The sequence below is a fragment of the Capnocytophaga sp. oral taxon 863 str. F0517 genome (assembly GCF_000466425.1).
Taxonomy (GTDB): Bacteria; Bacteroidota; Bacteroidia; order Flavobacteriales; family Flavobacteriaceae; genus Capnocytophaga.
Map to the genome: position 1 here is coordinate 17,097 of NZ_KE992155.1, position 14,979 is coordinate 32,075.

15 protein-coding genes are annotated in these 14,979 nt (G+C 33.2%); 3 read left to right on the plus strand and 12 right to left on the minus strand.

From position 1 onward, the window contains the following. The first annotated feature begins 131 nt into the window (after positions 1–131). The 3 genes from HMPREF1551_RS06980 to aroC are packed head-to-tail and all read left to right on the plus strand — an operon-like array spanning position 132 to position 1,978. A complete protein-coding gene (locus HMPREF1551_RS06980; RefSeq protein WP_021628378.1) occupies positions 132–740 on the plus strand; it encodes an IMPACT family protein in 609 nt (202 codons plus the stop codon). A gap of 27 nt (positions 741–767) precedes the next feature. Then, positions 768–893, plus strand: a complete 126-nt coding sequence (locus HMPREF1551_RS14350; RefSeq protein WP_021628379.1) for a hypothetical protein — start codon at positions 768–770, stop codon at positions 891–893. A gap of 11 nt (positions 894–904) precedes the next feature. Further along, a complete protein-coding gene (gene aroC / locus HMPREF1551_RS06985) occupies positions 905–1,978 on the plus strand; it encodes a chorismate synthase (protein ID WP_021628380.1) in 1,074 nt (357 codons plus the stop codon). Here the strand turns inward: aroC and uvrB are convergent. The 12 genes from uvrB to HMPREF1551_RS07045 all read right to left on the minus strand — a co-directional run bounded on the left by uvrB (position 1,960) and on the right by HMPREF1551_RS07045 (position 14,977). Beyond that, positions 1,960–3,963 (minus strand): excinuclease ABC subunit UvrB, encoded by a 2,004-nt coding sequence (uvrB, locus tag HMPREF1551_RS06990; RefSeq protein WP_021628381.1) that lies wholly within the window; start codon positions 3,961–3,963, stop codon positions 1,960–1,962. The genes aroC and uvrB overlap by 19 nt on opposite strands. A 78-nt stretch (positions 3,964–4,041) precedes the next feature. Further along, positions 4,042–5,208 (minus strand): metallophosphoesterase, encoded by a 1,167-nt coding sequence (locus HMPREF1551_RS06995; RefSeq protein ID WP_021628382.1) that lies wholly within the window; start codon positions 5,206–5,208, stop codon positions 4,042–4,044. 6 nt (positions 5,209–5,214) lie between these two features. After that, positions 5,215–5,769: a hypothetical protein gene (locus HMPREF1551_RS07000; protein WP_021628383.1), complete on the minus strand. Its 555-nt coding sequence runs from the start codon at positions 5,767–5,769 to the stop codon at positions 5,215–5,217. 36 nt (positions 5,770–5,805) lie between these two features. Further along, the gene (locus HMPREF1551_RS07005) at positions 5,806–6,609 is read right to left on the minus strand and encodes a glycosyltransferase family 2 protein (protein WP_021628384.1); all 804 of its coding nucleotides are present in this window, start codon (positions 6,607–6,609) and stop codon (positions 5,806–5,808) included. After that, on the minus strand, positions 6,606–7,352 hold the full coding sequence (locus HMPREF1551_RS07010; protein WP_021628385.1) for a glycosyltransferase family 32 protein: 747 nt from the start codon (positions 7,350–7,352) through the stop codon (positions 6,606–6,608). The genes HMPREF1551_RS07005 and HMPREF1551_RS07010 overlap by 4 nt, the downstream gene beginning before the upstream one ends. Continuing rightward, the gene (locus HMPREF1551_RS07015; RefSeq protein ID WP_021628386.1) at positions 7,342–8,424 is read right to left on the minus strand and encodes a glycosyltransferase family 4 protein; all 1,083 of its coding nucleotides are present in this window, start codon (positions 8,422–8,424) and stop codon (positions 7,342–7,344) included. The genes HMPREF1551_RS07010 and HMPREF1551_RS07015 overlap by 11 nt, the downstream gene beginning before the upstream one ends. Then, positions 8,396–9,520 (minus strand): hypothetical protein, encoded by a 1,125-nt coding sequence (locus HMPREF1551_RS07020; protein WP_021628387.1) that lies wholly within the window; start codon positions 9,518–9,520, stop codon positions 8,396–8,398. Before HMPREF1551_RS07020 ends, HMPREF1551_RS07015 begins: the two co-directional genes overlap by 29 nt. Beyond that, entirely contained in the window at positions 9,504–10,454 is a 951-nt protein-coding gene (locus HMPREF1551_RS07025) for a hypothetical protein (protein ID WP_021628388.1), read from the minus strand. The genes HMPREF1551_RS07020 and HMPREF1551_RS07025 overlap by 17 nt, the downstream gene beginning before the upstream one ends. 2 nt (positions 10,455–10,456) lie before the next feature. Continuing rightward, positions 10,457–11,599 carry an NAD-dependent epimerase/dehydratase family protein gene (locus tag HMPREF1551_RS07030; protein ID WP_021628389.1) on the minus strand — a complete coding sequence of 381 codons (1,143 nt, stop codon included), beginning with the start codon at positions 11,597–11,599 and terminating at the stop codon, positions 10,457–10,459. Next, complete coding sequence (locus tag HMPREF1551_RS07035; protein WP_196800716.1) at positions 11,599–12,219, minus strand: acyltransferase; 621 nt, start codon at positions 12,217–12,219, stop codon at positions 11,599–11,601. Before HMPREF1551_RS07035 ends, HMPREF1551_RS07030 begins: the two co-directional genes overlap by 1 nt. 11 nt (positions 12,220–12,230) lie before the next feature. Beyond that, on the minus strand, positions 12,231–13,649 hold the full coding sequence (locus tag HMPREF1551_RS07040) for a lipopolysaccharide biosynthesis protein (protein ID WP_021628391.1): 1,419 nt from the start codon (positions 13,647–13,649) through the stop codon (positions 12,231–12,233). Then, positions 13,646–14,977: a hypothetical protein gene (locus HMPREF1551_RS07045; protein ID WP_021628392.1), complete on the minus strand. Its 1,332-nt coding sequence runs from the start codon at positions 14,975–14,977 to the stop codon at positions 13,646–13,648. The genes HMPREF1551_RS07040 and HMPREF1551_RS07045 overlap by 4 nt, the downstream gene beginning before the upstream one ends. Between the last annotated feature and the right edge of the window lie 2 nt (positions 14,978–14,979).

Genomic DNA, 14,979 nt, shown 5'->3' on the forward strand with positions numbered 1-14,979 from the left:
AAATGCAAATGAGTTTTTAGGACACTTTTTGAACACCTTCCTCTCTTTAAAGTAGTGGAAGGGTAAAGATTTTCAAATCTACTAATTTTTTTGTACTTTTGCCTCGTATAATAGGTAGCTTTTCACTTCCCATGACCGATACTTATAAAACCATCACACGACCCGTTACCAATATTATCTATAAGGATAAAAGCAGTAAGTTTATAGGCTATTTGTATCCTATTACTACTGAAGAGGAAGTAAAAATGCACTTGGAGGCGGTTAAGAAAGAACACTTTTCTGCGAGGCATTGGTGCTATGCTTATCAGTTGGGCAAAGAATACTTTACCTATAGAGCGAATGACGATGGCGAACCCAGCGGTACAGCAGGGCTACCTATTTACAGACAGATACAATCCTTTGAGCTGACCAATGTCCTACTGATTGTAGTGCGCTACTTTGGTGGGATTAAGCTGGGTGTGGGCGGACTTATTACCGCCTACAAAATTACCGCTCAGCTCACCCTACAAGAGGCCGAGATAGAGGAACGCACCATTGACCTTACTTACCAGATTGTCTTTGATTATAAGGATATGAATAAGGTGATGAAAATCATCAAGGATAGGAACCTCACTATTGTTTCCCAAACCTTAGAACTGAACTGCACGCTCCTTGTAGAGGTGCGAAAGGCTGAAGTCAGCTATGTAGAACAGCTTTTTAAGCAGCTTTATGAAGTTACTATCACACCAATAGAGGGATAAAGTTAGTAAAAATTAGATGATAAAAGAATGGACACACAAGTAGAAGATGTTTTAGATAGAATATTGCAAGAGAAAATAGTGTTTTTTATTGACTATTTTGTAGGAAAGATGTATCTTTGTACAGCCTACATAGAAAAAGAACTATCTGAATAAAAAATAGTATTATGGCAGGAAATACATTTGGACATTTGTTTAGGCTCACTACCTTTGGTGAATCACATGGAGAGGCTATAGGTGGCGTGATTGATGGTTGCCCTGCGGGAATCGCATTGGATTTCGAGGAAATACAAAGAGAACTTGATAGGCGTCGGCCTGGGCAATCGGCTATCGTAACTCAACGAAAGGAGGCTGATAAGGTGCAGTTTCTTTCGGGTATCTTTGAGGGAAAAACCACAGGGGTACCTATTGGGTTTATCATAGCCAATACCCAACAACATTCTCAGGACTATGACCACTTGAGGGAGCTATATCGCCCCTCTCACGCGGATTATGTGTATGAGCAGAAATATGGCTTGCGTGACCATCGTGGGGGCGGACGTAGTTCTGCACGGGAAACAGCCGTTCGCGTAGTGGCAGGAGCTATCGCCAAGCAGTTCCTAAAAAGGATAAAAATTACAGCCTATGTATCAGCCGTAGGGGAGTTATCATTACCTGAAGATAATTATAGTCAGCTTGATTTTTCTCAAATAGAAAAAAATCCCGTACGCTGTCCAGATCCTATATTAGCTGAACAAATGGAAGCCTATATCAAAGAGGTACGCAAGGACGGAGATACCGTAGGAGGGATTGTTTCTTGTGTCATACAAGGTGTACCTGTGGGACTGGGTGAACCCGTTTTCGATCGCCTACACGCTGAGCTGGGTAAGGCAATGCTCTCTATCAATGCTGTAAAAGGATTTGAGTATGGAGGGGGATTTGCCTCTACTAGAAAAAGAGGTAGCCAAAACAATGATATATTTCTACCTGATGGTACCACTCGTACTAACTACTCAGGAGGTATACAAGGGGGCATTTCCAATGGGATGGATATCTATTTCCGTGTAGCCTTCAAGCCGGTAGCAACCCTTATGCAAGAGCAAGAGACGATCAATAGGGCAGGGGAGGTGGTGCAGTTCCAAGGAAAAGGCAGACACGACCCCTGTGTAGTACCTCGTGCGGTACCCATCGTAGAGGCGATGTCTGCCTTGGTGCTCGCCGATTATTTGCTGATACACAATGCTTATAAGGAGCTTTCTTGAAGTTTTTCCTGAAGTTCCTTGAGTAGGTCTCGATAGTGTGCTGCTTGGATGAAGTCTAATTCTTTGGAAGCGGCTTCCATCAGCTTGCGAGTTTGTTGTATTTCTTTCTCCAATTCTCCTCTGCTCATAGGTTTGGTAGGGGAGTGTTCTTTCTTTTTTGGCGTATTTTCGTAATGAAATTCTGTAATAGGGCTTTTGCTGAGGGCATTTTCAATCTTTTTATGTAGCGGCTGAGGGGTGATGCCGTGGGTGAGGTTATAGTTCATCTGCTTTTCCCTTCGGTAGGCAGTTTCCTCAATGGTCACGCGCATACTATCGGTAATCTTGTCAGCATACATAATCGCACGTCCGTCTATATTACGGGCAGCACGTCCTACCGTTTGTGTCATAGAGCGTGCGGAACGCAAAAATCCTTCCTTATCAGCATCCAAGATAGCCACCAAGGAAACCTCAGGCAAGTCTAATCCTTCCCTGAGTAGGTTTACTCCTATAAGTACATCAAAAAGCCCTTTTCTAAGGTCTTGCATAATCTCAATACGCTCCAGCGTATCCACATCACTATGGACATAGCGACAACGTACCTCCATCTTTGTTAGGTATTTAGTCAACTCTTCCGCCATACGCTTGGTAAGGGTGGTTACCAATACACGTTGGTCTTCCTCTACACACTTCTGTATTTCTTCTAAGAGGTCATCTATTTGGTTTTTGCTAGGGCGTACCTCTATCTTAGGGTCGAGCAAACCAGTAGGGCGAATGACTTGTTCCACATATACACCTCCGCACTTCTGCAATTCGTAGTCTGCGGGGGTAGCACTCACATAGATTACCTGATTTTGTAGTGCTTCGAACTCTTCAAACTTAAGCGGTCGGTTGTCCATCGCTGCAGGAAGGCGAAAACCATACTCTACTAAGTTCTCTTTTCTACTTCTATCCCCTCCGTACATAGCGCGTACTTGGGGAACGGTAGCGTGGCTCTCATCAATAACCATAAGGAAGTCCTTAGGGAAATAGTCTATTAGGCAGAAAGGACGACTTCCTGGTGGGCGCCTGTCCAAGTAGCGCGAATAGTTTTCTATCCCAGAGCAGTAGCCGAGCTCACGTATCATCTCTAAGTCAAAATTAGTACGCTCTTCCAAACGCTTTGCTTCCAAGGTTTTTCCTACCGATTGAAAGAACTCTATTTGCTTGACTAAGTCATCTTGGATATCACGAATAGCGGCCTGCAACACATCGGGAGAGGTGACAAACATATTGGCAGGGTAGATATTGAGCTTATCCAAGCGTTCTATAGTCTTATTCGTCTCACGGTCAAAAGATTCTATCAGCTCGATTTCATTCCCGAAGAAATGTACCCGAATAGGCGTTTCGCTATACCCAGGAAAGACATCGATGACATCTCCCTTTACCCTGAAATTCCCGTGAAGGAAGTCGGCTGTGGTACGCGCATAGAGGCTTTGTACAAGTTGGTGCATAAACTTGGTACGGGTGAGTGTTTGCCCTTCTTCTATAGAGATGACATTCTTCTGGAACTCCAAGGGGTTTCCGATACCATATAGGCAGGACACAGAAGCCACCACGAGCACATCGCGACGGCCAGAGAGTAGGGCAGAGGTAGTACTGAGACGCATTCGCTCAATATCCTCATTGATAGACAAGTCCTTCTCTATATATACCCCCGTCACAGGGATATACGCCTCAGGCTGGTAGTAGTCATAGTAAGATACGAAATACTCCACTGCATTGTTCGGGAAGAACGCCTTGAACTCACTATAGAGCTGAGCAGCAAGGGTCTTGTTATGTGCTAAAACCAAAGTAGGTACCTGCACCTGTTCCACTACATTGGCGATAGTAAAAGTCTTTCCGGAGCCGGTAACCCCTAAGAGTGTTTGATATTTCTCCTGGTCATTGATACCATTGACTAAAGAGGCAATCGCAGCGGGCTGGTCGCCCATAGGCTTGAAATCGGATACTAATTGGAATTTCATTTGAGGTAATATAAAAAAATCAACTTAGAATAATCAAAAGAGTATTCTAAATTGATTTTTCATGTTCATGAGTAAATATTAATCGTCTATCTTTTTAGCTTGGTTTTTGATTTCAGACTTCTGTCCATGAATATCAACGGTGTATTCTTGACCATTTTCTATGAGCAGTCCTTGTGTAGTTCCTTTGGCATGAGCGACATCCAGATCGATTACCCTTTTATCCATGAGATAGGTAACCGATTGATGAAGGGTGTGTCCTATGACAAACTTCTTGGCCCCCATATTTTTGGAAATGGCAGCGAATACCGACTTTTTGATATCTTCTTTTCCAAAACCACGATACCACATAGGGCTTTTTCCAAACATATAGATAGTTTTTCCTATAGGATCAGCATATAAGGCTGCTTTTCTATTATTAAAATAATAAGTTCTGGCATACTTATTGATTTCTTCTACTCCCATATTCAGATCATTTACTTCCTTAGAGATCCCTGCATGGAGAAAGACATAGTCACCAATCTTCTCCATGAGGTTTTTGGTTGCTAACCAACGTCCTAATTCCGTATCAGGCTTGTAGAAGTCGTAATATTCTTGTCCTAAAAAAGTAGCATTTTCCAAGTACTTTTTACGCACATAACGAAAGTCATTGTTCATATTCATAAGATCATGGTTACCCAAGATGAAATGAACCTTACCTCCTGCCTTTTCAGCCTGCTCCTCTAGGGAATAGATAAGCCATAAAGTTTGAGTGACAAGCAAGCCTCGATCAAAGAAATCCCCTACAGTGACTAAGTGTCCCTTCCCGAAAGTCCACTTATAGTGCTTGTCCATCACCTTATTGGCAATAAGGAAGTCCTTGAACTGCTCAAAACAGCCCTCAATATCTGAGATAGCGATGAGCTTCTCTGGCATAGAATATACCGAAGGTTGGTTTTTTAGCAATTCCTGTACCTTGAAGGTGAAATATTCCTTTTCATCTACATAACACTTGAGTTTCTTGCCTGCAATAGGGAGGGAAAGTTCTTCACTTATCTTTATAGGCTGTCCATTCTTCTCTATAATCTGTTTTATGGTAGCCTTTTGGGTGTCATAAAAGATATAAGGGCCATCACAACCTACCGTAGAGGTGTCAGTATGTAATCTTTTGGCAGAGAAATGCCCTTTTGTCTGTGCATTCATTGGTAGATTACCACCAAAGATAAGACAACCTAAGCAAAAAATGCGAACTAATGTTTTCATGGTCATAAGAAATTATATATCATCGTCAGTGTTCGTATATTTTTCTTGAATTTCCTCCCAACTGATGGGCTCTAAGGTGTTGAGATCCGTCTTATAAAAAGCATTGAGTTTGGAGAAATAAGCATCGATGGTGGTATTGAGTTGTTCGCTTACATTTCTCCAACGAGCTATAAACCAGTTGGTAAAGATAGCCAATTTTTCCTGTCGGTATTCGATCAATAGGTCTTCGATTTCGTTTTCTTCCAAATCTGTTTCATATAGGAGGTCTTCCAAGTCTTCTTCTTCCACGACAAACTTATCCGAGGGGAAGTGCTTTTCATCCCTTTCGGTAGGGAGTAGGAGTATATCAGAGATTATTTCACTTTTTTCTCCCAAAGCCCAAAAGGAAATAGTCAAATCCTCATGGTCATACTCAAAGCAAAAAGCCCTTACATGCCCCACCTGCTTTCCCTCAAGATAAGGAATAGAGATGTTCATAAGCAACTTTTTCAGATCCCGCTCCATATATGGAGAGTATCTTTCTAAATCACTTATAAAGATTTGCTTGAGCTTTTGGGGGAGATCCATAAGTATAGATTTTGAGGCAAAGGTACGAAAATTATTTTATTTCCTAAGAAATTTATATATTGTTTTTAATATTTTAGTAGGTAATATCCTTGGAATAACACGTAGGAGAAAAGTAAAGAAACCTGAAAATATATTCTGTAGTTTTAATTCTCTTTTTAATTTGAAAAGATCCCATTCTCCTTTGATATAATTAACTCCTCTTCTACGAGCAATCATATTATTTCCTATACGAGCATAGACAAGAATATCATTAATATTTTCGACTTTATATCCTTTGGCGATTATGCGTAGCCATAAGTTATAATCTTCTAATAGATACGCCTTATATCCACCAGCTTCTATAGCCACCTTTTTTTTATAAGCTACAGTCATGTGGTTAAATGGTGATCTGTATAGAGAATATCTTTTGATTGCTTCAGTTCCTATAGGTACTTTTCTATAACTAACAAGATCTTTAATATTATCATTAAATTCTGCTATATGCGAACCTAATAGTACTATATCTGGGTTTTGCTTAATAAAATTTATTTGTTTTTCAAAACGTTCAGGTATACAAATATCATCAGTATCCATTCTAAAAACCCACTCATAAGAACAATTTTTTAGTCCTTCATTGAAAGCATTTCCCATACCTACATTTTTAGGTAATTGGACTATTTTTATAGGTAGCTTTTCAGCATATTTATTTACAATACTCCCTAATTCAGGTGTAATGGGGCCATCATAAACTATTATGATCTCAGTAGCTTGAACAGTTTGATTTTCTAAACTTTCAAGACATTCATATAAAAAATTAGGTTTTTCTTTGATGTAAAGAGATAATAATACAGAGAAATTCATTTTTTGATAATTTTTCTAATTAAATTTACTATTTTCTTGTGATTATTTCTACCTACTACTCTAATAATAAATTGATGTAAAATAATTTTTATTTTATTTGCAAAATTACTTTTAATCCAACTACCATCAAAATGGTGTATACATACTGTATTACTTGTTATATATATATCTTTTGTATGAAAACTTTTAGGTGAAAAATATTCTGAAGGATAGATACTAATTTTATCATCTTTGAAAATTTTAGTTCTATTAAAATTTTTTATATTTAGTGTTTTCTTTAATTCCTTCTCAACTATTAAGGGTAAAGGTTTAGTATCAAAAGAATTGTCAGGCTTTATAAAATGTCTATCTTTATAGTGGTTTAAGCATTCTTCGATCCATAGAGTTCCAGGCTCAGTTCCAATTATAGCAGGTTCTATATCGCCACTAGTTTCAAATCCTATAAAGGATTTATAATTAAGAAACGGATCAAATGACCTTATAACTTCTACATCAGAATCCAGATAAATACCTCCTTCTGTATAAAGGGCATATAATCGAATATAATCTGCTGCAAAAGCATATTTTTTAGTCTCAAAGCATTCTTTTGTCCATAAACAAGAATTAATATCAAATTTGTTTAAATCCCATAATATAATTTCATAATTAGGTAATTTTCTTTTCCAAGAAGCTAAACACCTTTGTGTTAATTCAGGTAAAGGGTCATTACTTAGCCAACAGTAGTGTATTTTTTTAGGAATCATTTCTATCTAAGGTGTTAAATAAATCTATCCATTTATTACATATAATATCTTTATCAAAGCATTTTGCTAATTGTTTTGCTTTTTTTCCCATTTTCTTTCTCAGCTCAAAATCATTACATAGTATATTTAGTTTCTCTACCATCATTTTTTTATCATAACAAGGTATCAGAAAGCCATTCTCTCCATCTTTAATAATCTCTGAGGGACCTGTTTTGCAATCATAAGCAATCATAGGTAAACCACATTCTGAGGCTTCTAATAGCACCATTGGTAATCCTTCAAAACGAGAAGTCATTAAATATATTGAAGCATCCATATAAGTAGAAAGAACATCGTTTGTTGCAGGTAATAAGGTAACTCTATCTGTAATATTGAATTTTTTAAGATAATTTTCTAATCTTTTATAATCACCATTACCTCTTATTTCTAAAGTCCATTCTTTGTTTATTTTACAAAATTCTTTAAACATCTCCAACATTAAATCAAAACCTTTTTGAAAAGAAATTCTTCCTAGAGCAATAATTTTTTTTTCTACTAATAAGGCTTTTTTTTCAGTTTTAAAAGGCAAGGGATTATGAATAACTATAAAATTCTTATTGATTTTTTGTAACTGTGTAGCATCTTCTTCAGTTAAAGAAACAACTACAGATAATCTTTTATAAAACAGTCGTCTAAGTAAATTCCAAAAAATAGAAACACTGAAAAAATAATTATGTTCACATCCTATTGTTTTAGTTAGATTTTTGTCTATTTGAGATAAAGCTAATAATATGTTAAGGTAAGTACCTATTCCTAATATATAATCAAAGTAATTTTTTCTAAAGTATTTTTTTAGGAGAAATAAGGATCTTATTTTATTAAAAAGTTCTATTTTAAAGATATTTGTATTTAAGTAATCTATCTGAACTTTTTCATTTATCGGGAAAGAAAAAGTGTTATTTTCTCTTTTGCAGAGTGAGATAATAGTAATAGAGTATCCTTTTTTTGTAAAAAGATCTGATAGATTAGATACAACTCTTTCTCCTCCCCCTCCAAAGTGTATATCATGAACCAAAAATGCTATTTTTTTCATTTCTTATAGAATTAAATTTTAATAGATAGAGAATAAAAATCATTTCAAAACTTGGAACTATCAAAAAACGTACCCATAATATAAAAGTATAAAGTAATAAAGGAGCTATTATAATAATATTTTTTTTATCAAAAAAGTTATTATAAATAGATATAATAAATAAAAAGCATAAACAAGTAAAAATATAACCATACTCAGCTATAGCCATTAAAAACTCATTATGGGGCATTAAACCATATTTGTTAGAATATTTAATAGATTTTCCCTTAGAGATTTGTCCATACCCAAATTTTAAATTTTCATCCTTTTCAATAAATAGTCCGACTATTACTTTTGAATTAATCATAAAACGTAACATATTAGAACCATCATTTAGTTCAGTAATCCTACTAGAATCTGTCTTATAAGAACTTTCAATTTTAATATTTGACAAGAACCAAAAGTTAAAAATAAAAAAAAATATAATTATTAATCCATATATATATTTAAAATTAATTTTAAATATAAAGTTAGGTAGAAACTTTCTTGTGAAATTAAGAATGTAATATAGTGTAATTGCAAAAATGAGTAACCTACTTAATAATAAAAAGGAAGCTAAAAAAACAAAAATTACACCAATTTTTTTCTTAGTTAAAATACTTAATAAAAAGAAAAGAAATAAATAAGCTCCAGAAAGGTTTATTTCATACGATAAATTAGGTCTTCCATCCTCAGTTCTTAATATAAGTAACTGAGTAGTCATTGAAACTATAGATAAATAATACAAAATATTAAATAATCTCTTATCTTTATAATTCTCAATATTAGTATCTTCTTTGATAATAAAAACTCCAAAGGTACATAACATTACATTTATCACAGAGGATTGATAACTTCCATTTAGTATTACTAATAGAAGACCTATAATCAACAAATGTATCTTTATAATAGAAGAAAATGAAATCTTATGATTATACATCAATACATAAGCATAATAAACAAAGAACACTCCTAAACCTATCCTAAATATTTTTTGTAAAACTTCAGGCAATATGAAAAATATTACAAAAAGTAAATAGAAAATATATTTATTTATTGTTTCAATCTTTAAAAGCATTTCTAAGATAGTTTATTTCTATATTGCGAAACATTACTTCACAAAAAAGAGGCAATGAATATTTTTTTAATATTTCTTCATCTATAATTTGTGCTTTTATAGATAAGAAATTTTTTAAGTGTTTCATATTCTTTTCTTTTAATAAAAAAATATTAGAAGAATTAAAAAAATCATACTTTTCAATAGAGGTGTTAGTCGTAATTAATTTTTTTTCCATGCCAATCACCTCAAAAGTCCGCATTGTAAGTCCATTTTGTCCTTTTATTGGAATATCAACAATTGCTTTAGAATGATCCAAAATATAGAACATTCTTTCTTTAGGTAGTGATTTAAAATGAATTTTAAAGAAATATTTATATAATTTAAAAAATTTACCTACAAAATTCTTCCAATATAAAAAGATATAAAAATAGTAATTAATGTTATCTTCTCTACATTGTTTTTTTAGTTTTTTTATCACTTCTAACCTCTCTGGATAATAAGAGGCTACAGATGAAATATCATATTTAATAGAAGTATTACTTTCTTTCGTATTTACAAAAAACAAAGGTCTTAAAATAAGATTATATTTTTCGCAATCTTCTATATCAAAAGAGTATATTCTATCAAATAAATTGAATATTTCAATAATGTGGGGATATCTTTTTAGAGTATCATATTGATATAATATGCGTTCAGCTTTAGGATTGGCTTCTTTAAAGAGTTCTAATATAGTTTTCTCAACAAATTCTCCTTTAATAACAAAAAGGTAGTCATATTCTTTTTTTACTATATTTCTGATAGTGGGTAAATCTTTATTCCATAGTTTTTTATTATCTCCTATAAAAGTAACTTCAGCCCCTTGACTCTCTAGCTCTGCTTGTATATCCTTTTCATACCCAAAAAAAATAGGCGCTATAAAAAGTACTTTTTTTGAATCTAAATATTTATCCATATCTATTTATATAATCCTTTAGCTTTCATTTCTTCTATAGATTGCTGGTACTTATCTTCTTCTACTTCTTGAGTATTTACCCAGTCTGTAAATTGTTTTAATCCTTCTTGGAAGGAAATCTTTGGTTCAAAACCTAATAATTGCTTAGCCTTAGAGATATCAGCATAATTATGACGAATATCTCCTAAACGATAATTACCAGATATGGTGATAGGTATTTGAATTCCATAATTCTTGGAAAGCTCTGTAGCTACAGTAATGACATCCGTAGCTACTCCTGTCCCTACGTTAAATACTTGGTTGTTAGCAGTTTCTTTTTCTATACCTAAAACAGTAGCATCTACTACATCACTGATAAACACAAAGTCACGAGTTTCTTTTCCATCTTCAAAGATATTGATACCATTCGCATTTTTTATTTGAGTAGAGAAGATAGAAAGGATCCCAGTATAAGGATTTTTTAGAGATTGTCCAGGCCCATATACATTTTGGTAACGAAAAGCCACTCCTGCAATTCCTATTGTGGGGCAAACTGTCATTACTAATTGTTCTTGTACTTGTTTAGTAATACCATATACTGAAGTAGGATGAATAATAGAGTCTTCAGTTGTAGCTACTAATTCAAGCTTATCCGAATGATTTTGAGGGTCTTTTACCTCAAAATCACCTTTTTGCATATCCTCATCAGTACGTTGTAGAGGATAAACAAAAGTATTTTTAGTTTTGTTATAGTACTTACCTTCGCCATAAATGGCACGAGAGGAAGCTACTACTACTTTTTTTACAGAATGCTTTTCATTGGTAAGGATATCTAATAATAGGGCAGTCGCTCCTATATTGATATCAGTATAGCGTTGGATTTCATACATAGATTGCCCTGTACCCGTTTCGGCGGCTAAATGTACAATTACAGTATTGTCAGCAATAGCTTTTCGCAAAGTTTCACGACAAGCCACAGTCCCTTTGATAAACTGTACTTTATCCTTAATACTCAAGTATAAAGGAGAAGTTTCTTCAGGTTTTTTTCCGTGAATTTGTTCTGATAAGTTATCCAGTACAGTTACTTGGTGTCCTTTTTCAAGGAGAGCTAAAGCGAGGTTAGAGCCTATAAATCCTGCTCCTCCTGTAATAAGTATTTTTTCCATTACTCTATAAAATTACCTTTATGATCTGTTTTTTTCCATTTTTGTTCTTCAAAACAATAACGTTTTACTATTTTAGCAGGCGCCCCTACTATTACACAATAATCGGGGAAAACACCTGATACTACACTATTAGCACCCACTGTAGTGTGTTTTCCTAATTTTGTATTAGGTAGTATTACTGTATTATTGTATATTTTACTATCTTCACCTATAATAACTTCTCCGACTACAATATCTTGTTGTTCAATAGGAATAGTAATATCTTTATAAGGATGATGGATGTCCGTAATAGTCACAGAAGCCGCAATAGCTGTATTTTTTCCTATTTTTATTTGGTTTGCACATGTTAGATGTAAAAACTGTTGAATAGTTACTCCATCTTCAAAAATAATTTTTGGGCTATATTTTTGATAATTATATTGGTTAATACCTTCTATTCTACCAAATTTCCAAATATAAACTTTTCTTCCACATTCTATATATTTCTTTGTTATTTTTAGAGGAGAATCAATAAATGTTCCCCTTCCTAAATATCTAAAGAAAGGTTTATTCAATAAAAACCAGAATTTTTGTTTTAAGAAATATCTTCCTCCCAAATATAATTTATTGAATATTCTCACGAAAAGTCTCATTATTTTCTTCTTATAATAGTTAGTAAATCTCTCATAGGTATCTTGAATACTTTTAATAGTAAAATAAAGTACAAAAGTAGCAATAAAAATTTAATAAGCAAAGCAAATAAAGAAAAAGAGATATTAACAATGTAGAATAGTCCAAAACTTATTACAATAAATAGGAAAAGAGCTAATAGAGGAGCTTTTAGACTTTTCTCTGTGTAGCTCATTTTGTTATAAAGAATAGTATTCATTACCGCAAAGGATACAGCAGAAGAGATAGCTGCAATATAAACACCTCCATACTTCATTAAGGAAAGATTAAAAACAAGACTTATAATTGCTCCTGTTATAGTGGCTATGCCTTCTACTTTTGTTTTCTTTTCAGCTATAATAATTCCTCCAAATATTACATTTTGTCCTGTCATAATTACTCCTATCATCAGGATAGGTACTAATAAATATCCTTCATAAAATTCCTTAGAAGCCATTATTTTAAATACTTCTTGGCTAAATAAGGTAATGAACATTGCTCCCATATATACTATTAGAAAGAAAGTACTTTGAGTTTTTTTTATAAAGGTATTAAAACCCACCTTTCCATATTGTTGAAAGATTTCTGGTTCTACAGCTTTATAAAAACCTTGTATCACAATATTAAGTGTAAGGGCTAAAGTATAGGCCAAACTATAAATTCCTATTTGTGATAGAGGAACGAAGCGCTCTAAGATAATTCTATCTGAAAGACTTAAAGCTAAATAAGCTAAAGCTCCAGGTAGTAAAGGAGTGGCAAAGACAAGTCCTTTTTTTAGTTCTGCAAAATTAAAATTAAGAGTAGCATTACGTAAAATAATAGCCCAATAGACGAAGAAAAAGGGAATAAGACTGAATAATCTACCATAAAAATGACCTAATATACCCCATTTAAAAACTACTATTAAAAGAAATATTAGCAACATCTGTAGAAGAGTTCTGCTCAAGCTCAAGAAAGTGAACCACTTGGCTTGTTGTTTTACACGATAGAGCACCAATGGAATCACTGAAAAAACTTCTAAGAAATTAGATACTACAGCTAATTTAAAATAGGGATTCCAAGGTACTTGTATGTTGTATTTTTCAATAATAATAGGCATCAATAGGTAGGCTAACAGAGAGAGTAAGAGATTAATTCCTGTGATGATGATATAGAAATTACCTAATAATCGTTTGCGATAAGTCTCATCTTCTTTTTCAAAATAAAATCGTAACACATAAGTATTGAGAGAGAGTACACAAAGTACAAAAAGAAACATCACAAAGGAGTTGGTATAGCTGATAATCCCATAATCCGTTTTGGAAAGATAATGAGTATACACAGGCAATAGGAAGAAACTTACCAACTTAGGTATAATTTCCCCTATAGCATATAAAAGCGATTGTTTAAATAGTTTACTCATAAAACATTTAGAAAGGCTTCTTTATCAAAAGGAGCAAAAAAAACTGCACTAGGGTCTATTACTATTTCAGTAGTAAGTGCAGAGATGAAATCATCGACAGTGTCCACTAAATGTAGATTTTTTTTATCAAAAACATGTTTATGACGTAAATATGAATTCTTTTTTAATAAGATTACTTTTCTGTTAGCTTGTAGAGCTTCATAAATAGCTGTAGATTGTATGGCAAGCATAGTACTACATATTTTCAATAGTTCCCCTACTGATTGTTCGTTAGTGATTATTTTTATATTTTTTATACTACTTAACTTTTTTGTGTAATACTCTTTTTCAAAAAATTGATTAGGGTGTAATTTAAAGTATATAGGTATATTTTCTAAATATTTCTTATCTATTTTCAATATAAAATCAGACAATTCTTTTCCAAATACATTAGATGAAATAATCAATATACCTTTAGCTACATAATTATCTATATCATCTATGATTTGGGCTAAAGGATTATAAAAATAATCATTACCAATAGGAACTATTTTTACATTGGGTAGATATAATTCCTTAAACCAAAAAGGAGAAAAGGAAAAAATAGTATCAGATAATGTAACTTGTCCTTCCTTATAATCCATTTTAGAATAATTATATGCTAAATGTCCAAAATCTACTATACCATGTTGGAATTCAAAGACAGGAATATTTAAGTTTTTAGCAGCCCTCATAAGCCCTTTTTGAATTCCATTTTGAGTAAGGAAAACACGCTTAATCTTTTTCTTGCGAAATAAGTTTGAAAAAAAATAGATGTCAGCATAATAGTTAGATAGTTTTTCTTGTAAAAAGGCCTCGTTAAAAGGGAGTCTACCAAATTCTGACTCTAAAATTTTCATTAAAAAAGAAAAATCTGTATTTTTTCCTTTTTTAAAGAGTCTTCTGAAAAGGCTTTGAGGTAGAAAGTAACTATTTTTTAAATAATTATGATTATCAAAAGTTTCTATTACTAAATTGTTCTGTTCTGGGAAAAGATCATATACTGATTTTGCATTTTGGTCTATAAGTTTTCCATTAACTTTATTACGAGAACTTAAATAAAATAAATTTTCTTTTTTAGGAGAGAAGAAGAATAATCTAAAAGGCTCATAAAGTGTTGAAAAGATTCTTGTTGTAATATATTTAAAACTTCTGTTTTTAAGAGAAGAAGAAGCTATTTTCCATAAAAGTTTTGGACATACTTCATATCTTAAAATATCCCAATAATAAGTACCATATTTATCTTGTAAATCAAAAAAATGATTTTCTTTTTCGAGGGTTAAAAATCTATCCCAAAAATCTTTTTCCATAA